28 protein-coding genes are annotated in these 23,618 nt (G+C 67.7%); 12 read left to right on the top strand and 16 right to left on the bottom strand.

Features of this window, described 5'->3' with window-relative positions; translation table 11 throughout:
• Positions 1-28: 28 nt before the first annotated feature.
• Positions 29-1,438, bottom strand: coding sequence for an MFS transporter (locus tag QM841_RS33415; RefSeq protein WP_283335227.1), 1,410 nt, complete (start codon positions 1,436-1,438; stop codon positions 29-31).
• Positions 1,439-1,569: 131 nt separating this feature from the next.
• On the bottom strand, positions 1,570-2,820 hold the full coding sequence (locus QM841_RS33410) for a CynX/NimT family MFS transporter (protein ID WP_283335226.1): 1,251 nt from the start codon (positions 2,818-2,820) through the stop codon (positions 1,570-1,572).
• A gap of 11 nt (positions 2,821-2,831) precedes the next feature.
• Here QM841_RS33410 and QM841_RS33405 point away from each other — a divergent pair, with 11 nt between their 5' ends.
• A complete protein-coding gene (locus tag QM841_RS33405; protein WP_280781651.1) occupies positions 2,832-3,497 on the top strand; it encodes a FadR/GntR family transcriptional regulator in 666 nt (221 codons plus the stop codon).
• Here QM841_RS33405 and QM841_RS33400 read toward each other — a convergent pair.
• The 3 genes from QM841_RS33400 to QM841_RS33390 all read right to left on the bottom strand — a co-directional run bounded on the left by QM841_RS33400 (position 3,494) and on the right by QM841_RS33390 (position 6,882).
• The gene (locus QM841_RS33400; RefSeq protein ID WP_280781650.1) at positions 3,494-4,348 is read right to left on the bottom strand and encodes a TIGR02569 family protein; all 855 of its coding nucleotides are present in this window, start codon (positions 4,346-4,348) and stop codon (positions 3,494-3,496) included. The genes QM841_RS33405 and QM841_RS33400 overlap by 4 nt on opposite strands.
• Positions 4,349-4,430: 82 nt before the next feature.
• Positions 4,431-5,615: an adenylyltransferase/sulfurtransferase MoeZ gene (gene moeZ, locus QM841_RS33395; protein WP_283335273.1), complete on the bottom strand. Its 1,185-nt coding sequence runs from the start codon at positions 5,613-5,615 to the stop codon at positions 4,431-4,433.
• 133 nt (positions 5,616-5,748) lie between these two features.
• Complete coding sequence (locus tag QM841_RS33390) at positions 5,749-6,882, bottom strand: DUF3152 domain-containing protein (protein WP_283335272.1); 1,134 nt, start codon at positions 6,880-6,882, stop codon at positions 5,749-5,751.
• Between the two features lie 224 nt (positions 6,883-7,106).
• Between QM841_RS33390 and fasR the strand changes: the two genes are divergently transcribed.
• A complete protein-coding gene (gene fasR, locus QM841_RS33385; protein ID WP_009479561.1) occupies positions 7,107-7,778 on the top strand; it encodes an HTH-type transcriptional activator FasR in 672 nt (223 codons plus the stop codon).
• 57 nt (positions 7,779-7,835) lie between these two features.
• Here the strand turns inward: fasR and QM841_RS33380 are convergent, their stop codons facing one another.
• Both QM841_RS33380 and QM841_RS33375 read right to left on the bottom strand, forming a co-directional pair.
• Positions 7,836-8,066, bottom strand: coding sequence for a DUF3107 domain-containing protein (locus tag QM841_RS33380; protein WP_005259708.1), 231 nt, complete (start codon positions 8,064-8,066; stop codon positions 7,836-7,838).
• A 112-nt stretch (positions 8,067-8,178) separates the two neighbouring features.
• Positions 8,179-8,859, bottom strand: coding sequence for a ferritin-like fold-containing protein (locus QM841_RS33375; RefSeq protein WP_009479559.1), 681 nt, complete (start codon positions 8,857-8,859; stop codon positions 8,179-8,181).
• A 322-nt stretch (positions 8,860-9,181) separates the two neighbouring features.
• Here QM841_RS33375 and QM841_RS33370 point away from each other — a divergent pair, with 322 nt between their 5' ends.
• The gene (locus QM841_RS33370) at positions 9,182-10,825 is read left to right on the top strand and encodes a DEAD/DEAH box helicase (RefSeq protein WP_280781648.1); all 1,644 of its coding nucleotides are present in this window, start codon (positions 9,182-9,184) and stop codon (positions 10,823-10,825) included.
• Positions 10,826-10,834: 9 nt separating this feature from the next.
• Positions 10,835-12,049 (top strand): Rv3212 family protein, encoded by a 1,215-nt coding sequence (locus QM841_RS33365; RefSeq protein ID WP_283335225.1) that lies wholly within the window; start codon positions 10,835-10,837, stop codon positions 12,047-12,049.
• Between the two features lie 9 nt (positions 12,050-12,058).
• Here the strand turns inward: QM841_RS33365 and QM841_RS33360 are convergent, their stop codons facing one another.
• Positions 12,059-12,472 (bottom strand): VOC family protein, encoded by a 414-nt coding sequence (locus tag QM841_RS33360; RefSeq protein WP_280781646.1) that lies wholly within the window; start codon positions 12,470-12,472, stop codon positions 12,059-12,061.
• Positions 12,473-12,526: 54 nt separating this feature from the next.
• A complete protein-coding gene (locus tag QM841_RS33355) occupies positions 12,527-13,513 on the bottom strand; it encodes a GlxA family transcriptional regulator (protein WP_280781645.1) in 987 nt (328 codons plus the stop codon).
• Between the two features lie 99 nt (positions 13,514-13,612).
• Here QM841_RS33355 and QM841_RS33350 point away from each other — a divergent pair, with 99 nt between their 5' ends.
• Both QM841_RS33350 and QM841_RS33345 read left to right on the top strand, forming a co-directional pair.
• Positions 13,613-14,443: an NAD(P)H-dependent oxidoreductase gene (locus tag QM841_RS33350; RefSeq protein ID WP_283335224.1), complete on the top strand. Its 831-nt coding sequence runs from the start codon at positions 13,613-13,615 to the stop codon at positions 14,441-14,443.
• 8 nt (positions 14,444-14,451) lie between these two features.
• On the top strand, positions 14,452-15,282 hold the full coding sequence (locus tag QM841_RS33345; RefSeq protein WP_280781643.1) for an SDR family oxidoreductase: 831 nt from the start codon (positions 14,452-14,454) through the stop codon (positions 15,280-15,282).
• On the opposite strand, the gene QM841_RS33340 is transcribed toward QM841_RS33345, so the two are convergent.
• Positions 15,254-16,051, bottom strand: coding sequence for a ParA family protein (locus tag QM841_RS33340; protein ID WP_105413157.1), 798 nt, complete (start codon positions 16,049-16,051; stop codon positions 15,254-15,256). The two genes, QM841_RS33345 and QM841_RS33340, sit on opposite strands and share 29 nt — an antisense overlap.
• A 69-nt stretch (positions 16,052-16,120) precedes the next feature.
• Here QM841_RS33340 and QM841_RS33335 point away from each other — a divergent pair, with 69 nt between their 5' ends.
• The gene (locus QM841_RS33335) at positions 16,121-16,735 is read left to right on the top strand and encodes an acid phosphatase (RefSeq protein ID WP_283335223.1); all 615 of its coding nucleotides are present in this window, start codon (positions 16,121-16,123) and stop codon (positions 16,733-16,735) included.
• A complete protein-coding gene (locus tag QM841_RS33330) occupies positions 16,732-17,211 on the top strand; it encodes a GNAT family N-acetyltransferase (protein ID WP_280781641.1) in 480 nt (159 codons plus the stop codon). Before QM841_RS33335 ends, QM841_RS33330 begins: the two co-directional genes overlap by 4 nt.
• Here the strand turns inward: QM841_RS33330 and QM841_RS33325 are convergent.
• Complete coding sequence (locus QM841_RS33325) at positions 17,208-17,645, bottom strand: hypothetical protein (protein WP_005240102.1); 438 nt, start codon at positions 17,643-17,645, stop codon at positions 17,208-17,210. The two genes, QM841_RS33330 and QM841_RS33325, sit on opposite strands and share 4 nt — an antisense overlap.
• A gap of 76 nt (positions 17,646-17,721) precedes the next feature.
• Here QM841_RS33325 and QM841_RS33320 point away from each other — a divergent pair, with 76 nt between their 5' ends.
• Positions 17,722-18,678 (top strand): diacylglycerol/lipid kinase family protein, encoded by a 957-nt coding sequence (locus tag QM841_RS33320; RefSeq protein ID WP_283335222.1) that lies wholly within the window; start codon positions 17,722-17,724, stop codon positions 18,676-18,678.
• A 239-nt stretch (positions 18,679-18,917) separates the two neighbouring features.
• The gene (locus tag QM841_RS33315) at positions 18,918-19,172 is read left to right on the top strand and encodes a WhiB family transcriptional regulator (protein WP_005240099.1); all 255 of its coding nucleotides are present in this window, start codon (positions 18,918-18,920) and stop codon (positions 19,170-19,172) included.
• 60 nt (positions 19,173-19,232) lie between these two features.
• Here QM841_RS33315 and QM841_RS33310 read toward each other — a convergent pair whose 3' ends face one another.
• Both QM841_RS33310 and QM841_RS33305 read right to left on the bottom strand, forming a co-directional pair.
• Positions 19,233-20,735: a sensor histidine kinase gene (locus QM841_RS33310; protein ID WP_280781639.1), complete on the bottom strand. Its 1,503-nt coding sequence runs from the start codon at positions 20,733-20,735 to the stop codon at positions 19,233-19,235.
• Positions 20,736-20,752: 17 nt separating this feature from the next.
• On the bottom strand, positions 20,753-20,968 hold the full coding sequence (locus QM841_RS33305) for a biotin/lipoyl-binding carrier protein (RefSeq protein WP_005240095.1): 216 nt from the start codon (positions 20,966-20,968) through the stop codon (positions 20,753-20,755).
• 94 nt (positions 20,969-21,062) lie between these two features.
• On the opposite strand from QM841_RS33305, the gene QM841_RS43555 reads away from it, so the two are divergent.
• Positions 21,063-21,137, top strand: coding sequence for a 50S ribosomal protein bL37 (locus QM841_RS43555; protein WP_022597109.1), 75 nt, complete (start codon positions 21,063-21,065; stop codon positions 21,135-21,137).
• 70 nt (positions 21,138-21,207) lie between these two features.
• Here QM841_RS43555 and rsrA read toward each other — a convergent pair whose 3' ends face one another.
• Both rsrA and QM841_RS33295 read right to left on the bottom strand, forming a co-directional pair.
• Positions 21,208-21,489: a mycothiol system anti-sigma-R factor gene (gene rsrA / locus QM841_RS33300; protein WP_005240092.1), complete on the bottom strand. Its 282-nt coding sequence runs from the start codon at positions 21,487-21,489 to the stop codon at positions 21,208-21,210.
• Positions 21,486-22,223 carry a sigma-70 family RNA polymerase sigma factor gene (locus QM841_RS33295; protein ID WP_280781772.1) on the bottom strand — a complete coding sequence of 246 codons (738 nt, stop codon included), beginning with the start codon at positions 22,221-22,223 and terminating at the stop codon, positions 21,486-21,488. Before QM841_RS33295 ends, rsrA begins: the two co-directional genes overlap by 4 nt.
• A gap of 98 nt (positions 22,224-22,321) precedes the next feature.
• On the opposite strand from QM841_RS33295, the gene ybaK reads away from it, so the two are divergent.
• Positions 22,322-22,816, top strand: coding sequence for a Cys-tRNA(Pro) deacylase (gene ybaK / locus QM841_RS33290; RefSeq protein ID WP_283335221.1), 495 nt, complete (start codon positions 22,322-22,324; stop codon positions 22,814-22,816).
• Here ybaK and QM841_RS33285 read toward each other — a convergent pair.
• Positions 22,803-23,570 (bottom strand): SOS response-associated peptidase, encoded by a 768-nt coding sequence (locus tag QM841_RS33285; protein ID WP_283335220.1) that lies wholly within the window; start codon positions 23,568-23,570, stop codon positions 22,803-22,805. The two genes, ybaK and QM841_RS33285, sit on opposite strands and share 14 nt — an antisense overlap.
• Positions 23,571-23,618 lie beyond the last annotated feature (48 nt).

Here is a 23,618-nt window from a genome sequence, read left to right as displayed (position 1 = left end):
ACTCGAGTTCATGCGGTACTGCGTGAGGTCACGCCGAGACCGACACCTTTTCGTCGTCGCCGGAGACGGTGAGCCCACGGGTGACGGACGGGCGGCGCAGGAAGACGAACCAGGTGACGAAGATGCAGGCGATGTAGAAGGCGAGGAACACCCAGAACGCCATGGTCGCCGACTTCGCGGTGCCCCCGTAGGACGCGCGCAGCACCAGGTTGATGCCGACGCCGCCGAGGCCACCGATGGCGCCTGCGAACCCGATGAGCGCGCCGGACATCGCCCGCGACCACGCCGCCTTGGCGTCCCGGCTCAATCCCTCGAGTCCCTGCGCCTTGGCCTCGAAGATCGACGGAATCATCTTGTAGACCGAGCCGTTGCCGATGCCCGCCAGCAGGATGAGGGTGATGAAGCCGAACACGAACGCCACCAGCACTCCGGCCGTGGCCGCGCCGGGCGTGCCGTCGTCGATGGTCCCCGCGGTGACCAGCACTGCGGCGGCGAGCGCCATGGCGACGAACGTGTACAGCGTGATCTTGCCGCCGCCGATGCGGTCGGCGAGCTTGCCGCCCATCGGCCGCGCGATGGAGCCGAGCAGCGGTCCGATGAAGGCGATCTGGGCGGCGTGCAGCGCGGCCGCGGCGGGGGTGGCGCCGCCGGCGAGGAAGTTGATCTGCAGCACCTGGCCGAACGCGAAGCTGAAGCCGATGAACGAGCCGAACGTGCCGATGTAGAGGAAGCTGATGACCCACGAGTCGGAGAACTTCAGCGCCTTGGCCATCGACCGGAGATCGGACTTCTGGTTGCCGAGGTTGTCCATGAACAGGGCGGCGCCGACCGCGGCGACGGCGATGAAGACCAGGTAGACGGCGCAGACGATCCACGGCTCCGTGTTACCCAGGGTGGCGATCACGAGCAGGCCGATCACCTGGATCATCGGGACGCCGATGTTGCCGCCGCCTGCGTTGAGGCCGAGCGCCCAGCCCTTGAGGCGCTGCGGGTAGAACGCGTTGATGTTGGTCATCGACGAGGCGAAGTTGCCGCCGCCGACGCCGGCGAGGGCGGCCACGAGGATGAACGTCGTGTACGACGCGCCGGGGTTCATCATCAGGTACAGCGTGAACAGCGTCGGCACGAGCAGGACGAGGGCGCTGAAGACGGTCCAGTTGCGGCCGCCGAAGCGGGCCGTCGCCACCGTGTACGGGATCCGCAGAATCGAGCCGACGAGGGTCGGGACCGCGACGAGGAAGAACTTGCCCGCCGCGTCGATGCCGTAGATGTCGGTCGGCATGAACAGGACCATGACGGACCAGATCGACCAGACGGAGAAGCCGACGTGCTCAGCGACTACCGACCAGATCAGGTTCCGCTTGGCGATGTCCTTGCCGCCCGCCTCCCAGGCGTCGACGTCTTCCGCATCCCAGTGCTCGATGTAGTGCTTCTTCACCCGGGCCTCCTCGTTGTGTGGGAGACCCAAAGGTAGAAAACCGGTGTTGCGGCGGTGCTGCGGTCGGTGACCGCAACGTCAACTGATCCTCACTTTTCAGCTGGGCCGATGTGAGGTTTCCTGCATGTTTCCTAGACGTGTCGAAGAGCGTCCTGCGGCTCCGAATCGACGTGCCAGCTGTCCTCGAGCATGCGCGGCTTGCATGCCTGGAACGCTGCGATGAGGAGGATCACCACGCCGCACGTCAAGAATCCGAACGACAGGGTCCACCCGCCGGAGGCATCGTGGAACACGCCGAACAGTAACGGACCGAGGCACGCGACGGCGTAACCCACACCCTGGGTGAAACCGGACAGCGTCGCCGAGCCGAGATGGCTGCGCGTGCGGAGATTGATCAGTGTCAGCGACATCGGGAAGGTGCTGGGCCCGAGCCCGAGCAGCACGATCCACAGGATCGGCGCGCTCATCGGGGCGAGCAGGAGTCCGCTGAAGGAGACGAGGTAGCAGACCGCGCACCCGATCACGATCGGGAACGGGTTGCGCATACGCGCGCACAGCGTGGGGGCGCCGAACGCTGCGACGAGGCCCATGAACGAGAACAGTCCCACCATGGCACCGCCGAACGCCTCACTCGCGCCGGCGTCGGACAGGATGTCGGGAATCCAAGTGAACATCGAGTACGTGATCATCGACGTCATCCCGAACATGCCGGCCATTCCCCAGCCGACGGGCGATCGCCAGGCCTTCCCGTGGGGACGCTCGGCCGGAACGTCCGCCGGCGGCTGCGCCGTCACGACCACGGCGCGACGTCGTTCGCGGGCGAGGAGGAAGATCCACGGGACCGCCGCGGCGAAGCCGAGGAGCGCCCACACGCCGATCGAGAACCGCCAGCCGAATGCCTCGGCGAGGGGGACGGCCACGAAGGCGGGCGCGATGGTGCCGAGCTGCACGCCGACGATGTACACCGAGCTCATCACGGCCAGCCGGTCGGAGAAGTAACGCTTGACGAGCGGCGGAATCACCACGTTGCCGATTCCCATGCCTGCCAGCGCGAGCGCCGACAGTGCCAGCAACGACCAGGTGTCGCTCATCAGGGCTCTCGTGAGCATGCCGACCGCGGCCATCAGCATCGCGACGAGGGCGGTCCGTTCCAGGCCCCACCGCTTGGCGATGAGCGGCGTCCCCAGTCCGAACAGCGCGAACATCGCCGTCGGCACCATTCCGAACACCCCGACGACCGTCGGCGAGAATCCGATGTCCTCCCGGATCTGCGAGGCAAGCGGGGTGAACGAGGTGACCGCCAGCCTCAGCACGAGAGCAGACATGGCGATCGCACAGAAGACGAGGAGGCGGCCGCGTAGAAGAGTCACAATAGAAATCATAGGATGACAGGATGACCTTTGGAAAACCAGTGCGCCGCTCGAGTCTGATCTCACAGGTCACCGAGCAGCTGCGCGACGAGATCTGCAGTGGTCGGTGGGCGGTCGGCGCGAAGATCCCCACCGAGACCGCGCTGTCCGAACTCACCGGAACGGGACGCAACACTGTCCGCGAGGCGGTGCAGGCCCTCGTCCACACCGGCCTGCTCGAACGGCGGCAGGGATCCGGCACGTACGTCGTCGCCACCTCTGACGTCGGGGGCACACTCGGCAAGTACTTCGCCGGCGCACACGAGCGCGACGTCACGGAACTGCGGCAGGCGCTCGACGTCACCGCCGCCGCGCTCGCCGCCCGGCGCCGCACCCCGGACGACGTCGCACGCCTGCAGAGCCTCCTCGACGAGCGCTCCCGGTGCTGGGCCGAATCCGACACGGAGGCCGCCGTCGCGGCGGACGTGAGCCTGCACCGCGCGATCGTCGAAGCGAGCCACAACGCCGTGTACCTGGAGTTCTACGACTCGCTTCTGCCCTCGATCGCCCAGACCGTCGACCGGCACGTCCACGCGACCGGTGTCGGGTTCCACGACGAGCACGGGCGTCTGATCCAGGCGGTGGTCGACGGGGACGAGGCTGCCGCGACCACGGCCGCCCGCGATCTGTTCGCGGAGCTGCTCACCTAGAGCAGGAGGCGTACCACGTCGGCCGTGCGGGCAAGTCCGGGAAACGCCTCCGCGGTCGAGCGTGGGTGCAGCACGTGGACGGCGAGCCTGAACAGCACCGCACGCAGGAGCATTTGCGGCCATTCGGGCAGATCTTCCCAACGGCCGATGAGGGCCTCGTCGGCTCCACCCCAGGAAATGGCATCCACCACGGCCACCGCCGCCGCCCACGACGCGGGACGCCAGTACGGAGTGATGTCGGTGATCCCGGGCGCGAGGGCACCGGCGAACAGGACGGTGCCGAACAGGTCTCCGTGCACCAGCTGGTCCGGGCCCGTGACGGGCTTGCGCAGCGTCGCGAGTCCGGTGATCAGTTCCAGGCTCTTGCGACCGTCGGGGGACGGCGTCTCGAGCTGTTCCGCACCCTTCGCGCTGCGCAGCGGGATCTTCTCCCAGGCGGCGCGATCCGCAGCCACGAACACGTCGACCTCGGCCCACGGCGCAACCGGGGGCTGCACGAGGAACCGGGGACGGTCGAGCTGCGAGGTGGCGGCGTGAAGCCGCCCCGACATCGACACGACCTCGTCGTGACGCGGTTCGGGCGTGCCCTCGATGAACGTGTCGGCCCGCCACCCGGACACCACATACCGGCCGTCGGTGGACCGCACAGGACGCGCGAGCCGCACCCCGTCCACCTCCAGCGTCTCGCGGATCTTGGCGGACCACGCGGCGCGCGCGTGGTCGGCGACGGCTGACAGGACTACGTCTCCACAGAGCCACCCGCCGTCCCAGTCCGCACCGAGTGGGATGGGCTCGACTTCCCGGAGGCCGAACGTGGAGCACACGTGTTGAGGGGGTTGGCCTGTGCTCACGGACTCAACGCTACCGCCGGGTGGGCCGGTGACACTGCAAGGCGCGCTGGCCCGGGCACGGGCAATCACGCCACGACGAAGGTCAGTAGACGGGCAGGCTGGTGTCCACCTGTTTCGCCCACGCGATCACGCCGCCCTGCAGATGTGTGGCGTCGGAGAAGCCGGCCTTCTTCAGCGCGGCCAGCGCTTCCGCCGAGCGGACGCCGGTCTTGCAGTGCAGCACGATCGGCTTGTTCTGCGGAAGCTCCGACAGCGCCTCCCCCGACAGGATCCGGTCCTTGGGGATCAGCACGGCACCGGGCAGGTGGACGATGTCCCACTCGACCGGCTCGCGCACGTCGATCAGTTCGATCTCCTTGCCGGAGTCGAGGAGATCACGCAGCTCCGTGGCCGTGATGGTCGAACCGGCCGCCGCCGCCTGACCCTCGTCGGACACCACGCCGCAGAACGCGTCGTAGTCGATCAGTTCGGTGACCGGGGTCCGCGCCGGATCCCGGCGCAACGTGATGGTGCGGTAGGTCATGTCCAGTGCGTCGTAGACCATCAGCCGTCCGAGCAGCGACTCCCCGATGCCGGTGATCAACTTGACCGCCTCGGTGGCCATGATCGAACCGATCGACGCGCAGAGCACACCGAGCACACCGCCCTCGGCGCACGACGGCACAATGCCCGGCGGGGGCGCCTCCGGGTACAGGTCCCGGTAGTTGAGTCCGCGACCGTTCGGCGCATCCTCCCAGAACACGGACGCCTGGCCCTCGAATCGGTAGATCGAGCCCCACACGTACGGCTTGTGCGCGAGGACGGCGGCGTCGTTGACGAGATACCGGGTGGCGAAGTTGTCGGTGCCGTCGAGGATCAGGTCGTACTGCTCGAACAGTTCCACGGCGTTGTCGGGCTCGAGCCGGAACTCGTGCAACCGGACGTCGACGTTGTCGTTGATCTCGCGGATCGAGTCGCGCGCACTCTCGGCCTTCGGACGGCCCACGTCGGACCGGCCGTGGATCACCTGCCGCTGCAGGTTCGACATGTCGACCTCGTCGAACTCGACGATGCCGAGCGTCCCCACACCCGCCGCCGCCAGGTACAGCAGGGCGGGTGACCCGAGGCCGCCCGCGCCGATGACGAGGACCTTCGCGTTCTTCAGACGTTTCTGCCCCGCCATACCGACATCCGGGATGATCAGGTGCCTGCTGTACCGCGCCACCTCGTCGCGGGAAAGTTCGGCGTCCGGTTCCACCAGCGGCGGCAGTGCCTCGGTGGTCTTCACAGAACGGTCAAGCGACACGGCCCACTCCTGACGTTGCACGACAGCTTCCGATGCGTCGGACAGCATTGACTTCAACGCTCCGACAGGGTCCATTCTTCCCCTCCCGCCGGCAGTCGCGCGGGGCGGCCCCTGCTCACGCCCTCGGGAACGGCCACGGATTGAAATGGCAGGTCAGACCGTTCATTGGGACGATACCCTCGGGGTCGAGCTGCGCGATGTCGTTGTTGGCCGTGCCGAACGTCTGTTGCATCATCACCGGCGCGAGGCCGCCCTCGGTCTCGCACGGCTGGTGGTCCTGGTAGCCGATGGCGTGCCCGACCTCGTGGTTGATCTGGTACTGCCGGTACGACCCGATGTCGCCCTGGAACGCGATGGCTCCCCGCACCCAGCGCGGCTCGTTGAGGACGACGCGATCGATGCCGGGGTTGTAGCAGGACACCTCCAGCTGGATGTCGTAGCCGCACGCCTCACGGATGGTCATCTGCGACGTCAGCGACACCCGGAAGTCGGGGTCGCCCTGGTCGACGCGGCGGAACGCGAACCGCGGGTCCTTCGTCCAGCTCTTCGGATTCGACAGCGTCTGGTCGACCATCCGGCCGAACGACTCGTCGCCGCCGAACCCGGACGTGTCGACCCCGTCCTCGATCTCGACGCTGTACGTGAATTCGCGTTCGGTGCCCTGCCCGATCTTGGTTCCGCTTCCGGGAACCACATGCCAGGTGCCTGCGCCGACCGCCGTGAACGGACCTCCCTCGGGCAGCGCGCCCGAGGGAAGTTCGGCGGCGAAGTTACCGTCGGCCTCCGGCGGGATCCCGATTACGCTCGAACCGTCGGTGTCGCGGGACAGGGTGCCGAATCCGGGGGTGTCGGTCTCGGCCGTCGTCTCGCTGCCGCCGCCGGTGTCCCGGACCGCGTCGACCACCACGAGAACGGTGACCACCAGCAGGATCGGGATCGCGTAGGCCCGCCAGCCGTAGGTGGAGACGAACCGGCCGATGCGACTCTGCTTCCGCGCCTGCCGCTCGGGGCGCGGGTTCCGGGGCCTGCCGACGTCGCGGCTGGTCGGGTCCCATTGCGCACGGAGCGGTTGATGCGACTGTGGTGCCGACTGCGAAGTGCGGGGACGGACGTCACGCTGGTCGATGCTGCGCGATCGTCGCTCCCCGTCCTCGGAGCTCTGGGGAGCCCGGCCGCGAACACGCGGTCCTCCTCGGTCAGTCACGCAGCCCAGAATCTCACAGTCCGGCACCGCCTCGTCCCAGCGCACCACCCGCAGGTCATTCGGCGTGTCACGCAGAGGCGATCCGCAACGTCGCGGCTACCCGGACGACCAGGCGCACCCGACCCCCACAGGGTCCCAGTTACCGGTCAGGCAATATCCTTGACCGGGCGAGTCCAGCGAGTCCACCATGAACGGTTCACTACGCGCGGGTATCGTTCACACAGTTACACAGAATGTGACGCGGAATACTTGTGCAGATTGGAAGCGCTATGACTGAACTCGCGGATCGGACGAACTCCGATCGCGATGCCACCCCCGGAAAGGGCACCGGGGCCCGTCGCAGCACGCGACTCCCCCGTGACGCCCGGCGACTGCAACTACTCGCCGCAGCCAGCGAGGTCTTCGTCACACGCGGATACCACGCTGCCGGTATGGACGAGATCGCCGAGTGCGCCGGTGTGAGCAAGCCCGTCCTCTACCAGCACTTCCCCGGCAAGCTCGAGCTGTACGTGGCGGTGTTGCAGAGCTATGTCGACAGCCTGATCTCCGGCGTCCGGCAGGCGCTGCGCTCGACCACGGACAACAAGCAGCGTGTCCGCGCCGCAGTGCAGGCGTTCTTCGACTTCGTCGACAACGACTCGCAGGGCTTCCGGCTCGTGTTCGAGTCGGACCTCATGGGTGAGCCCCAGGTGCAGAGCCGCGTCGAGCAGGCCACCGAGGCGTGTGTTGACGCCGTGTTCGACCTCGTCAGCCACGACTCCGGTCTCGATCCCTACCGCGCCCGCATCCTCGCTGTCGGCCTCGTCGGCGCCAGCCAGTTCACCGCGCGGTACTGGCTCGAGGCGTCGCGCCCGATCCCGAAGGAAGAAGCGGTCGACACGACGGTCACGCTCGCGTGGGGCGGTCTGTCCCGCGTGCCGCTGCATCCCGAACAGCGCTGACACCGTGCACGAGAAAGGGCCCGCAGTCGAGTCGACTGCGGGCCCTTTCTCGTGTGTTCACTTGGTCGGAGCGAATCCGACCTTGCGGATATCGGACGGGCCGATCTCCACGTAGGCGATCTTGCTGGACTGCACGAGGTACTTGCGTCCCTTGTCGTCCTGCAGAGACAAGATCCCGTCGCCACCGGTAAGGGCGTCCGAGACCAATGTCTCGACCTCGTCCGGGGTCTGCTCGCTGCTGACGATGAGCTCACGCGGGCTGTCGATTACACCGATCTTGACCTCCACGGTCAACCTCCGAACTCTCCGAGAAACATCAGCTGTCCTGGCAAGGCTAATGCAGTGGCCGCCGCCGGTGCGCGTCCGTGGGCTGTGCCCTGAGCGAACATGCCGTCACACGTCACACAAGCCCGAGCACGGCCATGCGTTCGGCGTGCATCTCCTGCATGCGGTCGAACAGTGCGACGACGCCGTTGAGGTCGCCGGACGCGGAGATGACGAGTTCGGTGAGCGCCTCCCGCTGCGCGAGGACGAACTGTGCCTGGGTGATGGCCTCGCCGAGCAGTCGCCTGCCCCAGAGCATGAGGCGGTCCTTGTCGCGGTTGCTGGCCTTGATCGCCTGCTGCACCTCGTGGACGACGAACTCCGAGTGGCCGGTCTGCGAGAGCACCTCCTCGACCGTCCGCGAGACCTCGGCGGGCAGCGAGTGCCCGATCTCGCGGTAGAAGTCGGCGGCGATCCCGTCACCGACGTAGGCCTTCACCAATGCCTCGAGCCACGTCGACGGTGTGGTGGACGCGTGGTAGTTGTTCAGGGGGCGGACGAACGGATCCATCGCCTCGAAGATGTCGAACCCACGCGCGGTCAGCGCCTTCTCGAGCATCTCGAAGTGGCCCATCTCGGCGGCGGCCATGCTTGCGAGCGCCACTTTGCCCTGCAGGGTCCGCGCCATCTGCGCGTCCTCGGACAGCCGGTAGAACGCGGAGATCTCGCCGTACGCGAGGACCGCGAAGAGTTCACTGACGCCGGGGTGATCAGCGGGAATGGTGGAATCAGAGGATGCAGGCGTGTTGGGCTCCATGGCGCCACAGCCTAGTGGGTCACCCAGTGATGTTTGCCATGCGTAACCGGTTGTGGGGCGTTCTCCGGCTACAATGATCATGGGCAACCGCTCGTCACCACGTTCGCCTCCACGGAGAACGCGGTTTGAGTGATGATCGATCACGATCCGATCAGCGGTTCCCACCGATAATGTGCGCGCACCTGATCGACGGTCCCAGCCGCGCCTCGCCGAAATCTTCGATTTCAGCGCTGAGGCAGTGGCAGGATCGACTCGGAAGAGGACATCGACGAGCGTCGACTGGGAAATCGGGCCGACCAGCGGCCTGGCCCTTACCTCGTGCGTGCGTGCAGCTACGAGGAAGGCCAGTCCCCTGAGCAAGATCACTGTCGACCATGAAGACGACGCAACCGAGACCACGCTGTCGGCGCAACTCGACTCCACGCACGTCGCCCCCACTTTCGCCGAGCTCGGAGTGCGTGACGAGATCGTCCGCGCTCTCGACGAGATCGGCATCGAGCGGACGTTCGCGATCCAGGAGCTGACGCTCCCCCTCGCCCTCGCCGGCGACGACCTGATCGGTCAGGCCCGCACGGGCATGGGCAAGACGTTCGGTTTCGGCGTCCCGCTGCTCCACCGCATCTCCAGTGGCACCACCGGGACGGCCGCACTCGACGGCACTCCCCGCGCGCTGGTCATCGTCCCCACCCGCGAGCTGTGCATCCAGGTCACCAAGGACCTCGAGGGCGCAGCGAAGTACCTGAAGGGCGAGAAGAACAAGCTCGAGGTCCTCGCCATCTACGGTGGCCGCCCGTACGAGACGCAGATCGCGACGCTCCAGAAGGGCGCCGACGTCGTCGTGGGCACCCCGGGTCGTCTGCTCGACCTCGCCAACCAGGGTCATCTGATCCTGGGCAAGGTCGAGGTCCTCGTTCTCGACGAGGCCGACGAGATGCTCGACCTGGGCTTCCTGCCCGACATCGAGCGCATCCTCGGAATGGTGCCGGACAAGCGCCAGACGATGCTGTTCTCGGCGACCATGCCGGGTCCGATCATCACGCTCGCCCGCACGTTCCTCACCCAGCCGACGCACATCCGCGCCGAGCAGGCCGACGACTCGGCGGTGCACGACCGGACCAGCCAGCACATCTACCGGGCGCACGCGCTCGACAAGGCGGAGATGGTGGCCCGCGTGCTGCAGGCCGACGGCCGCGGCGCGACGATGATCTTCACCCGCACCAAGCGCACCGCCCAGAAGGTCGCCGACGATCTCGCCGAGCGGGGTTTCTCCGTCGGCTCCGTCCACGGCGACCTCAATCAGGTTGCTCGCGAGAAGGCGCTGAAGGCGTTCCGCACGGGCAAGATCGACGTGCTGGTCGCAACGGACGTCGCGGCCCGCGGCATCGATATCGACGATGTCACCCACGTCATCAACTACCAGTGCCCCGAGGACGAGAAGACGTACGTCCACCGGATCGGCCGCACCGGGCGGGCGGGCCGCACCGGCATCGCCGTGACGCTGGTGGACTGGGACGACATCCCCCGCTGGCAGCTCATCGACAAGGCTCTCGGCCTCGGCATCCCCGATCCGGCGGAGACGTACTCCAGCTCCCCGCACCTGTTCGAGGAGCTGTCGATCCCGGCCGGCGCGACCGGCACGATCAAGCGCCCCCGGGTGGAGAAGGCCGAGAAGGTCGCATCCGAGCGGAGCGAGAACACGGGCGCCGAGCGGAGCGAGAGCTCCGATATCGAGCAGGGCGAGAAGGCCGAGCGCACGGAGCGTCCGGCACGCACCCGCACCCGCCGCCGCACCCGTGGTGGCCGCCCCGCGGACTCTGTGGGCCCCAAGTCCGTGTCGCCGGAGCCGACGGCACCCGAATCCGCTGCTTCGAGCGGGGACACCGACGGCGAGGGTGCCTCCAAGCCCCGCCGGCGTCGTCGCCGCCGGACCACGAAGGTCGGCGCCGCCGCGACGAACGCGGAGTAAACAACCACCGTGCTCGCACCTGAGCGGCGCTCGCGCGCCGATCTCGTCGTCGCTGCCGGAATCGCCGTCGCGGTCGTGGTCGCCCTCACCGTGGTGTGGTTCCGTAGCGATGCCCGGGGCACCACCTCGGTCACCGCCGCCGAGCCGCCGCCTGCGCTCATCACGGCCCTGACGGTTCCTGAGACGCTGAGCCCGATCTGGGACGCCGCCAGTTCCGCCACCTCCGCGCCCCTCGTCGTCGCTGGTGCGGTCGTCACCGCCAACAGCGGGGACGTCGTGGGACGGGACCGGATGTCGGGTACCGAGCTGTGGCGGTACGAGCGTGATCTCGACCTGTGCGGTGTGACGGCGTCGTGGGAGAAGGTCGTGGCCGTCTACCGCGACGACCGCGGCTGCTCCCAGGCCACCGAACTCGACGGCGGTACCGGTGAGCGTCTGGCCCAGCGGAGCAGCGACGCCGATTCCGAGGTGACGCTGAAGGCCGACGGTACGTATGTGGCATCTCTCGGCGACCGCCGGCTGGAATTGTGGCGCTCCGACCTCGTCCGCACCGTCGAGTACGGCCGGGTGGACGCGCCCGTGAACCCCAGGAGGCAGCCACGCAGCGGATGCACGCTGATCGACGTCGGTTCGAGTAGCAGCAGGCTGTCCGTTCTCGAGCGCTGTCCCGGCGAGGTAGCCGATCGTCTGACGGTCATGAACCCGTCGCCGAAGGACAATCAGGAACCCGAGGAGTACGGGTCGAGCGTCCTGGCGGGGGTGGATGCCGGCGTCGAGGGCGCTCGCATCCTCGGGGTGTCCGGCGAGACCACGGCCGTCTACCTCCCCGCCGGCCCGTCGTACGGACCGCGGATCGGCCTGTTCGACGGCACCGGCAACGCCGTGTCCGAATACGCGCTCACCGCCCGGGTCGGCCCGGACCCCGTCACGTCGACAGGCAGTTCGGCGGTCACCTGGTGGACCGGTTCGGACGTGGTGTCACTCGGCGCCTCCGATCTCGTACCGCGCTGGATCTTCCCGGGCGCTCTCGGCCCGGGAGCGGTGATGGCCGGAAACCTGCTGGTTCCGGTGGAATCCGGCATCGCCGTGCTCGACTTGTCGACCGGCGCGTTGCTTCGCACGATCCCGGTTGCGCGTGACGCCGCGGCGGGGCCGATCCTCACGACGGTGGCCGGCGACGTCGTCCTCGAACAGCGCGGCGATGCTGTCGTGGCGCTGCGCTGAGATCGCCCGTCACGCCGGTTCGGCGAACACCACGAGATAGCCGTCGAGGTCGCGGATCCAGATCTCGCGATGTCCCGCATTGGGATTGACGTGCACGTCCGTGACCACGTCGGCACCCGCCTCCCGCACCCGCGCGACGGTGCCGTCGAAGTCGGGGGTCTCGAACCAGATCGCCACCCCGTTTCCCCGCGGGAGCGAGGGATCGCCGAGGGGGCCGTGGTGGTGGCCCTCGTCGAGCCGGTGCAGTTGCAGGATCATGTGCCCGTCGACGAGGAGTTGCTCGTAGTCCCGTCCACCGTGGCCGCTGCGCGCGTCCAGGACCTTCCGGTACCACTCGCCTGCGCGTTCGACGTCGTCGACGGCGAGAAGCGGCTGAGCCCGCATCGTCAGGGTGTTGTTTCGAGGCGTGTCCGAGACTGTCATGGCCTCGACGTTAGCGCCGCGCACTCCCCCGCACTTGGACGAATGAGCATGCCGTCAACGGAAAGTGGCGCGGTACGCGGACGGTGAGACGCCGACCGTGCGCGAGAGGTGTTGTCGCAGCGACGTCGCGGTGCCGAATCCCGCGGCCGCCGCCACGTCGTCCACCGGCAGGTCGGTGTTCTCGAGCAGTTCGCGGGCGCGGATGATCCGCTGTTCGAGAACCCACTGCGTCGGCGACATCCCCGTCTCGGCCCGGAATCGCCGGGTGAACGTGCGCACGCTCATCGACTCCCACGCGGCCAGCTCCCGCAGCGACAGCGGTTGATCGAGATGCGACAGCGCCCGCGCCCGCGCTCGCGCCGTGGACGCACCGTCGGCGTCCGGGACGGGCTCGGTGATGAACTGCGCCTGACCACCGCTGCGATGAGGCGGCACGACCGTTCCCCGCGCCACCTCGTTGGCCACCGACGCACCGTGGTCGAGACGAATCATGTACAGGCACAGATCGATTCCGGACGCGACGCCGGCGGCGGTGAGCACGCCGCCGTCGTGCGTGTAGAGCACGCCGGGGTCCAGGTGCACGTCCGGGTAACGCCGCCGGAACGCGTCCGCCGACTTCCAGTGCGTCGTGGCACGCCGGTTCTCGAGAAGCCCTGCCGCGGCGAGGACGAACGAGCCCGTGCAGATCGATGCCACCCGCGTGCCCGGGCGAATGTGCGCGAGGGCGTCCGCGAGGTGGCGGGGCAGGCGCCCGTCCTCCGGCGGGTCGTAGTCCTGATCGGACGCCGGGATCACGACGGTGTCGGCCGTGCCGAGAAGTGCCGGGCCGTGCTCGACGGTGATCGTCACGTCGGTGTCGGTACGGACGGCGCCGGGTGTGAGGGTGCACGTGAGGACCTCGTACAGCGGTTCGCCCTCCCGCGATCGCGCCTCACCGAACAGTCGGTGGACGATTCCGAACTCGATCGGGAGCAGACCGTCGCGCACGAACACGACCACGCGATGGCGACGCACGGTCCGCTTACCTCTCGAATCGGACATGGCCCGATTATTTCACATATCGTCCCACCGGCCACTGTCGCGGCCACCGCCGCGCGTCCATGATCGGAGAGGTCAGGACGACCGAGCGGAAGGCGAACCATGAAGATCCTGTGGGTATCGGCACATCCCGAACCGAAGTCCCTGAACGCGGCACTCCGCAGCGACGCCCTCTCGGCACTGCGCGGCGCCGACCACGACATCCGGACCTCGGACCTGTACGCGATGCGATGGAACCCGGTGGTGACGGCAGACGATTTCGGACACGACCCCCACCACCGCCTCCTCGTCGGCGCGCGGTCGGGTCAGGCCCTGACCGAGGGCACCCTGGCCCCCGACATCCGCGCCGAGCAGCGCAAACTCGCGTGGGCCGACGCGGTGATCGTGCAGTTCCCGCTGTGGTGGTACGGCATGCCCGCGATCCTCAAGGGCTGGTTCGACCGGGTCTTCGTCGAGGGGTACGGCTACGGACTGCGCCGCGAGGACGGCTCCACCCGGCGGTACGGCGACGGAACCCTGGCCGGCAAGCGGGCGATGACGGTCGTCAGTTTCGGCGGCAGCGCCGACAGCGCGGGCGCACGTGGGATCAACGGCCAGATGGACGAACTCCTGTTCCCGATCCACCACGGAATCTTCTGGTACACCGGGATGTCCGTACTGCCCCCGGTCCTGACCGACAGCGCGGACCGGTTGCCCGCCAAGCACTACCCGGGTGTCGCGGCCCGGTTGATCGATCGCCTGTCCGGCCTGTTCACCGACGCGCCGTTGCCTTTCCGCTCCCAGAACGGCGGCGACTACGACGCCCGGTTCGTGCTGCACGAGGACCGGGCGCCCGGCGTCACGGGACTGCGCGCCCACTACGCCGACGCGGAGTCCGGAACGCGTGAATCGGAGTCCGAAGTCCGCACCACCGCGATCTGTAACGTGTTCTAATTCACGGCATGGCAACCTACGTGATCACCGGCGCCGCCTCGGGCATCGGGGCGGCGAGCCGCCGCACGCTCGAGTCCGGCGGTCATACCGTCATCGGAGTCGACCTCGCACACACCGACGTGACCGCCGACCTGTCGACCCCCGGCGGACGAACCGCGGCGGCCGACGCCGTGTCCGAGGCAAGCGGCGGAGTCGTGGACGGTCTCGTCTGTTGCGCAGGACTCGGCTCGCTGTCGCACGTCCCGGGCGGCAGGCTCGTCGCGGTCAACTACTTCGGGGCCGTGGAACTCGTGACGGCCCTGAAGCCCGCCCTCGAGCGCGCGGACGGCGCCTCGGTGGTGGTGATCTCGTCGAGCAGCACCACCACACAGCCGGGGATTCCCGAGAATCTGGTGACCGCGTGCCTCGACGGCGACGAGGCGGAGGCGGTGCGCATCGGCGACCAGGTGACCGCCATCCCGGCATACCCCGCGTCCAAGCTCGCATTGGCCTGGTGGATTCGGCGCGAAGCGGTACGGCCCGAGTGGATCGGCAACGGCATACGACTCAACGCGATCGCGCCGGGCATGATCGACACACCGATGACCAGCGGGGACGACCTCGACCCCGAACTGGCGAAGGCGCTGGACTTCTATCCGGTGCCGCTGGGCAGGCGCGGACGCCCGGACGAGATCGCCGCGCTCGTCGAGTTCCTGCTCGGACCGGGGTCGACACTGTTCTGCGGCAGCATCGTCTTTGCCGACGGGGGCACGGACGCCCAGTTACGCCAACAGGATTGGCCTGCCGCGTGGAATCCGACGCCGGAAGAACTTACTCGGCACTTCCAGGCGAAAACGTAGCCAGCTCGGATCCCGCCCAGTGCTTGGCGAGGTTCTCGGCCAGGTCCCGGTACGCCTGGGCACCCTTGTTCTTGCGCCCCGCCAGCACCGTGGCACCCGACGCCGTCGCCTCCGCGAATCGCACCGTCCGCGGGATCGGCGGCGCGAGGACCGGCAGGTTGTAGCGATCGGACACGTCGGAGAGCACGTCCCGGCTGTGCGTCGTGCGGGCGTCGTACAGCGTCGGCAGCGCTCCGAGCAGCACCAGGTCGGGGTTGGTGATCTGCTGCACCTCGGTGACCGTCCGCAGCAACTGCCCCACACCGCGGTGGGCGAGCGTCTCGCACTGCAACGGCACCAGTACCGACTGCGCCGCCGTGAGCCCGTTGAGCGTGAGCACACCGAGCGACGGCGGGCAGTCGAGGATGATCGTGTCGTAGTCGTCCAGCAACGGCGCCAGAGCGCGCTTGAGGGCGAACTCACGACCGGGACGCATGAGCAGCAACGCTTCCGCGCCCGCGAGGTCGATCGTCGCGGGCAGAAGGGCGACACCGTCCTCGGTGTCGATCACGGCCTCCTGCGCCGCCAGATCACCCGTCAGCACCTCGTGGACGGAGGCGTCCAGGCGGTCCGGGTTGTGCCCGAGGGAGAACGTCAGACATCCCTGCGGGTCGAGATCCACCACCAGGACCTTCTGGCCCAGCCCGACGAGGGCTGCGCCGAGAGAAGCGACCGTGGTGGTCTTCGCGACCCCACCCTTCTGATTTGCCACTGCTAGAACCGTTGTCACGGCTCGATCCTTACCTACTTCGTCCCCGGAGGCGAGCCATACACGCAGATTGACTGACATGATGGATGGATGCCACCCAGTGATTCGCCGCGCGGCCGTCGGATCGTCCTCCTCCGACACGGCGAAACGGAATGGGCCCGTTGGGGTAAACACACCGGTCGGACCGACGTCCACCTCACCGAACTGGGTGAAGCCCAGGCGCGGCGGGTGGGTCCGGCGATGGACGCCCTCGAACTGCGCGACCCCCTCGTCATCGTCAGCCCGCGGCAACGCGCCCGGGAGACGGCGGAGCTGGCGGGATTGAAGATCCAGCGCACCTGGGACGCGCTCGCCGAATGGGATTACGGGATCTACGAGGGCATGACGACCCCCGAGATCAGGCAGCAGGTGCCGGACTGGACCGTGTGGACGCACCCGTGCCCTCGCGGCGAACAGGCCGAGCAAGTGCACACCCGGTGCGACCTCGTACTGTCTGTCGCTCATTCGCAACTCGTCGACCGTGACGTGATCCTCGTCGGGCACGGTCACTTCTCGCGCGGGCTCATCGCCCGCTGGGCGGAGCTTCCCATCAGTGAGGGACGACGGTTCGCGATGTCGCCGGGCGCGTACTCCGTCCTCGGCTTCGAGCACGGGGCGCAACAGGTGGTCAGCCACAACGTGACAAGCGAGGAAGGTGCCCGATGATCAGACGCGCAGTACCTGAGGACGTCTCCGCGATCACCGCCATGATCTACGAACTCGCCGAACACCAGCGGGCCCGTGACGAGTGCACCGTCACCGCCGACCAGATCGACGACGCCCTGTTCGGTCCGCAGCCGTCGACCTTCGCCCACGTCGCGACGAACGACGACGACCGGGTCGTCGGGATCGCGGTGTGGTTCCGGAACTTCTCCACCTGGGACGGAACGCACGGCATCTACCTCGAGGACCTGTTCGTCAGCCCGTCGGAGCGCGGTTCCGGGCACGGCAAGGCCCTGCTCGCCACACTCGCGAAGGAGTGCGTCGACAACGGCTACACGCGACTGTCGTGGTCGGTGGTCAACTGGAACAAGCCGTCGATCGCGTTCTACGAGTCGCTGGACGCGCACCCGCAGGACGAATGGACCACGTACCGGCTGACCGGGGATCCGCTCGGCCGCCTCGCGTCCGAGGTGAGCTAGCGGTCCGATGGGTTGTCGGCGTCGGCCTCCTGGCCGTACTCGGCAGCCATCCACTTCGACGTGGGACTGCTGAACAGGCACCCGAGGGCCGCCACGACGACGACGCCGAGCAGCACACCGAAGAACGGCTGGTGCGAATCGGTGAGCAGCGACCACGCCACCGGGAGCAGGAGAAGTTGGGCGACGATCGCGATCGCCCGCCCCCAGCGCCGGCCGAAGATCAGCGCGAGCCCGGCGGCGAGCACGGCGCCCCCGAGAATCGCAAACCAGGCCGCGGTGCCGTATCCGCTGCTGACGCTCTGGTCGTGCCCGAGCAGTCCCCGGATGACCAGCACCACGGCGACACCGACCGCCACCGCGCCCTCGAGCGACACCAGGGCGCCCGCCGCGCGGACCGTGGTGGGCGTGGACTTGCTGAGAGACGGCTTCGGCACGTCGGCCAGCCTAGAACACCCCGTCGCCGGCGGCCTCGGATGGTGACACGTCCCGCCCCCGCTAGGCTTGGGCCCCGTGCGCGCGCTGCTGATCGTCAACCCCAATGCCACATCGACGACTCCGGCCGGGCGTGATCTCCTCGCCCACGCGCTGTCGAGCCGGGTGCGGTTGACGGTCGCGCACACGACACACCGCGGTCACGCCGCCGAACTTGCGCAGCAGGCCTGTGTGGACGGGATGGGCCTGATCATCGTCCACGGCGGAGACGGCACCGTGAACGAGGTGGTCAACGGACTGCTCGGCACCCCGGTACCGAAGTCGATGAGCGCGGTGACGGTGGGGCCGATTCCCCCGATCGCCGTCGTCCCCGGTGGGTCGGCGAACGTGTTCGCCCGCTCGCTCGGCATCGCGCCCGACCCGGTGGACGCCACCAACCAGCTCATCGATCTCCTCGCCCGCAGGCAGCGGCGCCGGATCGGGCTCGCGCACTGCGACAACCGCTGGTTCACGTTCAACGCCGGTCTCGGCTGGGACGCCCAGGTGTGTGAGGCGGTCGACATGCACCGCAAGAACGGGCGGCCGGCCACACCGGCGCAGTATGTCCGCGCGGCGGTGCGGGTGTTCTTCCGGTCGAAATACGCGGAGCCGACGCTCACCGTCGAGGTTCCCGATCACGATCCGGTCGAGGGCGTTCACTACGCATTCGTGTCGAACGCGAGTCCCTGGACGTATCTGAACAAGCGGGAAGTGCACACGAATCCCGACACCACCTACGACACCGGCCTCGGCGTCTTCGCGATGCGGTCCACCGCGATCCTCACCACGCTGCGGGTGGCCCGCCAGCTGCTGACCCCCGGAACCCGTCCGAAGGCGAAGAAGCTGGTCCGGGTCGACGACGTGCCGTCCGTGCGGATCTCCGCGTCGGAACCCATCGGACTGCAGATGGACGGCGACTACATCGGACTGCGCAACGTCGTCGAGTTCGTGTCGGTGCCCGAGGCGCTGGATGTGGTCGCGCCGGCGCGACCCTGAGCAATTCTCGAGAATCGCCGTTTTCACCTAGCGGGAAGTGCCTGCACCGGGTACAAAGGACGGCGCACCTCGAAGGGCAGCCTAAGTACGTGAGCTCCCCCACGGTGCGGCGGTTTTCTATTGACATCCCGCCAGTTCGTGAAAGCATTCACAAGCAACAGTGCGGAAACATTCTCTACGCACACATGAACTCATGAAGACGAAACGGTGCATTTAGCACCCAGTTAAGGAGCAGAAGGATGGACTGGCGCCACAAGGCAATCTGTCGCGACGAAGACCCCGAGTTGTTCTTCCCTGTGGGCAACAGCGGTCCGGCTCTCGCGCAGATTGCTGATGCCAAGGTTGTCTGCAACCGCTGCCCGGTGACCGCCGAATGCCTCTCGTGGGCACTCGAGTCGGGCCAGGACGCCGGTGTGTGGGGCGGCATGAGCGAAGACGAGCGACGCGCACTCAAGCGCCGCAACGCTCGGACGCGTGCCCGCACCACCGTCTGATACATCAGAAGGAGACGGGCCCGGCACCACATGGTGCCGGGCCTTTTGCTTGCCCCCCGATCAGTACCGCGGCCCACGACGGCCCAGCGGTACGCGTAACACGGCATCCGTTCCACCCTCCGGCCCGGGATGCAGCCCGAGGGAGCCGTTCAGCTCGGCGGCCACCAGAGTCCGGACGATCTGCAGACCGAGACGGTCGGACCGCTCGAGGCTGAAACCGGGCGGCAATCCCCTGCCGTCGTCGTGGATCACGACGTCCAGCCACCGCGCAGAACGCTCGGCCCTCATGGTGACCGTGCCCGGAGCGCCGGGTTCGAAGGCGTGCTCGATCGCGTTCTGCACGAGTTCGGTCAGCACCATCACCAGTGGCGTGGCCCGCTCCGCGGAGAACACCCCGAAGCTGCCCTCCCGGCGGACCTTGATCGGCGTACTCACCGTCGCCACGTCGGACAGGATCGGCACCAGACGGTCGACGACCTCGTCGAGGTTCACTTCCTCGTCCACCGACATCGACAACGTGTCGTGCACGAGGGCTATCGACGTGACGCGGCGCACCGATTCGCTCAGCGCCTGCCGGGCTTCCTCGTTGTTGGTGCGGCGGGCCTGCAGTCGCAGGAGCGCCGCCACGGTCTGCAGATTGTTCTTCACCCGGTGATGGATCTCGCGGATCGTCGCGTCCTTGCTGAGCAGCGCGCGATCCCGCCTCTTCACCTCGGTGACGTCCCGCACGACGACGGCGGCGCCGACGCGCTTCCCGCCGGGTTTGAGGACCAGCGCCCGGAGCAGGACGGTCGCTCCCCTGGCCTCGATCTCCATGCGGCGGCCCGGCTTGTCGGCGATGGTGTCGCGGATGTACCCGGCGACCTCCTGCGACTCGAACGGATCCGTCACGAGCGACCGCGTGGTGGCGGCCAGGTTCTGGCCGATCAGGTCCGAGCTGAGACCCATCCGGTGATAGGCCGACAGCGCATTGGGACTCGCGTAGACCACGCTGCCGTCGGTGTCGAGGCGGATGAAGCCGTCGCCGGCGCGGGGACTCGAGTTGGTGTCCGACCGGGCCTCCCGGATCGGGAAGGTTCCGTCGCTGATCATCTGGCACAGATCATCGGCGCAGTCGAGATACGCGACCTCGAGCGGGCTCTGCGCCCGCTGGTGCGACAGGTTGGTGTCCCGGCTCAGGACCGCGATCACTTCGCCGTTCCACCGCACCGGGACCGCTTCCCCGCGCGGCGGCAGACCGGCGTGCCCGCCGCCGTCCTCGGGGCGCACGACGCGGCCCTCGAGCAGCGCCTGCAGCACCTGCGGGTGTTCCGACTCCGACACGACCGTCCCGACGACATCCTCCGGGAAGGCGGTCGACGCGGTGGTGGGCCTGCAGTGCGCGACGCAGATCACGGTGCCGGTCGAGTTGGTGGCCGCGGAATCCGTTCCGACCCAGAGCAGAACGTCCGCGAAGGAGAGGTCGGCGAGCAACTGCCACTCACCGACGACTCGCTGGAGGTGATCGACGGCCTCGCCGGGCAGGTCGGTGTGTTCGGCGAGCAGGTCACTCAGTGTGGACATCGTCGGTGGGTGTCAGCTCAGGAGATCACTGCGATCAGGTCGCCCTGCTGGATCACGTCGCCGACCTTGACGTCCACGGAGGTGACCGTGCCGGGCTCTTCGGCGATGACGGGGATCTCCATCTTCATCGACTCGAGGATGACGAGGGTGTCGCCCTCCTTCACCTCGTCACCCGCGCTCACCACAACCTGATACACCGTCGAAACCATTTCGGCGCGCACGTCTTCTGCCATTGTGATCCTTCACTCCCGGGTGTCGAGAAAGCCCTGTTGCAAGGACACCCAACCACACGTGGAAGACTGTGGTGAAAAGAAGGGAGATCTACTCATGGGTAAGCGTGGTCGTAAGAAGCGCAGTCGCAAGGGCAACGCCGCAAACCACGGCAAGCGTCCCAACGCCTGACGCGCCGTAGAACGCACCAGGGGCCGGAAAGCAGCGATGCTTTCCGGCCCCTGATTGCTGTTCTGACGAGTTATGCGTCGGGTTCGGTATTCGTAATGAGGATCGTCCGCCGCAACTCGATGGAGAGCCTCTGACGGAGGCTTTCCGGTGCGTGCTCCCCGCCGCACTTTCGGTTCACGAGGGACTTCACCTTCTCCTCGATGCCGTACGCCTCGAGGCACGACCCACACTCGTCGAGGTGCCTCTGCAGCCGCGCCCGCGACGCCTCATCGCATTCACGGTCCAGCATCAGCCAGACGTCCGCGATGACGGCGGAGCAGTCGAGCTGCTCGAATTCGTCCTGCTCGCTCACCGAGAAACCTCCTGCTCCGCGCTCACTGCACTGTCGCCGGGCACGTCGTCGGTGCCCCCACGGTTGAATCCACGTTCGCGTGCGACGTCGGCGAGCAGACCTCGGAGCTGCTTGCGCCCACGGTGCAGTCGCGACATCACGGTCCCGATCGGGGTGCCCATGATCTCGGCGATCTCCTTGTAGGGGAACCCCTCGACGTCGGCGTAGTAGACGGCCATCCGGAACTCCTCCGGCAGGGCCTGGAGTGCTTCCTTGATGTCGTCGTCGGGCAACGCGTCCAGAGCCTCGACCTCGGCGGACCGCAGACCGGTCGACGAATGTTCCGCCGTCGCCGCCAGCTGCCAGTCGGTGATCTCGTCGGTGGGGTACTGCGCGGGCTGGCGCTGCTTCTTGCGGTACGAGTTGATGTACGTGTTCGTGAGAATCCGGTACAGCCACGCCTTGAGGTTGGTGCCCTCGCGGAACGAACGGAACGCCGTGTAGGCCTTCACGTACGTCTCCTGCACGAGGTCCTCGGCGTCCGCCGGGTTTCTGGTCATCCTCAGAGCAGCGCCGTACAGCTGATCCAGAAGTGGGAGCGCGTCCCTTTCGAAACGCGCGATCAACTCGTCCTGTGGCTCGGCCTGGTCTGCCGTCGGACGGTCATGTTCCTGCACGCTGATCCCTTCGGTCGCCGTGGGCGTCAACGTTACCGCCAACTGCAGACGCGACGTGGGCTCCATCACCGAGGACATCACGATACGGACCACTCCCTTCGATGCACTGTTGTTCTGCAGGTACCAACACACCTCTCGTCCGGTGTGTTCCCGACCGCGTGGCAGAGTGTCTGTCCATGGCCGGAACTGCCACTCCCGCGACGAAGCTGCTCGTGAAACACCGCGTCGACCACACCGTGCACAGCTACGCGCACGATGCGCGGGCGGAGTCGTACGGTTCGGAGGCCGTCGACGCCCTGGGCGAGACGGTCGGCGTCACCGCCCATCAGGTGTTCAAGACGCTGGTGATCAAACTCGACACCGGCAAGCTGGCTGTGGCGGTCGTGCCGGTGCCGGAGAAATTGTCGCTGAAGGCGGCGGCCGCGGCGCTGGGCGCGGGCAAGGCCGTGATGGCGGACCGTACCGAGGCGGAGCGCTCCACCGGGTACGTCTTCGGGGGCATCTCACCGCTCGGACAGCGCAAGGCACTCCCGACGGTCGTCGACGCGTCGGCGCTCGACTGGGACCGGGTGCTGTGCAGCGCCGGCAGGCGCGGACTCGAGATCGAACTCGCCCCCGCCGACCTGGTGCGGCTCAGCGGAGCCGTCACCGCTGCGGTCACAGCAGGCTGATCTGCTCCCCCACCTGCGCCTCGTCACGACCGGTTGCATCGGGGTCGAGGAGTTCCGGTCCGTTGTTCTTCACGCTGTTGACCAGCGTGGACACCCGCCGGACGGTGATGTCGGCGATGGCGTCGGGTGACACCTCGAGCAGATCCGTCGACGCGGGATGCTCGGGATCGAGCCACGCGGACCAGCGCTCGCGGGGCATCACCAGCGGCATCCGGTCGTGCACGTTCTCGAGCTGGGCGGCTGAGTCGACCGTGATGATGCTGCAGCTCAGGACCGGGGGCGACTCCGCGACCGCAGGATCGTGCCAGACCGACCACAGTCCGGCCATGTACAGGCGCGAGCCGTCCTCCGGCGACATGTAGTACGGAATCTTCTTCATCTTCTTCGCCTTACCCGACTTCTTCCCGGCGGCCGCCGCATCGACCTCGGTCTGCCACTCGTACCAGCCGTCCATCGGAACGAGGCAGCGCTTGTATGCGAACGCGTTCCGGAAGGCCGGTTTGTTGTCGACCGAATCCGCTCGCGCGTTGAACAGCACCGGCCCTTTGCCGAGCTCCTTCGTCCACGACGGCACGAGCCCCCACCGCATCCGCCGGATCCGCCGGGCGTCGTGGCGATCGACCACTGTCAGGACCTGCGTGGTGGGCGCCACGTTGAAGTCGGGCGGACTCTCCTCCTCGCCCGCCTCGTTGATCGCATCGAGGTCGGCCGCGAGTGTCGCCGGATTCGCAGTGGTCGCATACCTGCCGCACATGCCCACCAGAGTGGCACGAACCACCGACACCCGCGACACGCCGCCCAG

The sequence above is a fragment of the Rhodococcus sp. IEGM 1307 genome (assembly GCF_030056915.1).
Classification (GTDB): domain Bacteria; phylum Actinomycetota; class Actinomycetes; order Mycobacteriales; family Mycobacteriaceae; genus Rhodococcus_F; species Rhodococcus_F opacus_D.
The sequence above is the reverse complement of the archived record's forward strand: the minus strand, read 5'-3'. Positions and strand labels throughout refer to the sequence as shown.

Coding starts and splice junctions, on each gene's coding strand:
- fasR (WP_009479561.1), top strand. CDS start 7,107: ATGACTGAACTCGCGGATCGGACGAACTCCGATCGCGATGCCACCCCC.
- QM841_RS33295 (WP_280781772.1), bottom strand. CDS start 22,223: ATGTCCTCGGTGATGGAGCCCACGTCGCGTCTGCAGTTGGCGGTAACG.
- QM841_RS33355 (WP_280781645.1), bottom strand. CDS start 13,513: ATGTCCGATTCGAGAGGTAAGCGGACCGTGCGTCGCCATCGCGTGGTC.
- QM841_RS33285 (WP_283335220.1), bottom strand. CDS start 23,570: ATGTGCGGCAGGTATGCGACCACTGCGAATCCGGCGACACTCGCGGCC.
- QM841_RS33360 (WP_280781646.1), bottom strand. CDS start 12,472: ATGACAGTCTCGGACACGCCTCGAAACAACACCCTGACGATGCGGGCT.
- QM841_RS33350 (WP_283335224.1), top strand. CDS start 13,613: ATGAAGATCCTGTGGGTATCGGCACATCCCGAACCGAAGTCCCTGAAC.
- ybaK (WP_283335221.1), top strand. CDS start 22,322: ATGGCCGGAACTGCCACTCCCGCGACGAAGCTGCTCGTGAAACACCGC.
- QM841_RS33305 (WP_005240095.1), bottom strand. CDS start 20,968: ATGGCAGAAGACGTGCGCGCCGAAATGGTTTCGACGGTGTATCAGGTT.
- QM841_RS33375 (WP_009479559.1), bottom strand. CDS start 8,859: ATGGAGCCCAACACGCCTGCATCCTCTGATTCCACCATTCCCGCTGAT.
- QM841_RS33330 (WP_280781641.1), top strand. CDS start 16,732: ATGATCAGACGCGCAGTACCTGAGGACGTCTCCGCGATCACCGCCATG.
- QM841_RS33310 (WP_280781639.1), bottom strand. CDS start 20,735: ATGTCCACACTGAGTGACCTGCTCGCCGAACACACCGACCTGCCCGGC.
- QM841_RS33345 (WP_280781643.1), top strand. CDS start 14,452: ATGGCAACCTACGTGATCACCGGCGCCGCCTCGGGCATCGGGGCGGCG.
- QM841_RS33335 (WP_283335223.1), top strand. CDS start 16,121: ATGCCACCCAGTGATTCGCCGCGCGGCCGTCGGATCGTCCTCCTCCGA.
- QM841_RS33405 (WP_280781651.1), top strand. CDS start 2,832: ATGACCTTTGGAAAACCAGTGCGCCGCTCGAGTCTGATCTCACAGGTC.
- QM841_RS33410 (WP_283335226.1), bottom strand. CDS start 2,820: ATGATTTCTATTGTGACTCTTCTACGCGGCCGCCTCCTCGTCTTCTGT.
- QM841_RS33315 (WP_005240099.1), top strand. CDS start 18,918: ATGGACTGGCGCCACAAGGCAATCTGTCGCGACGAAGACCCCGAGTTG.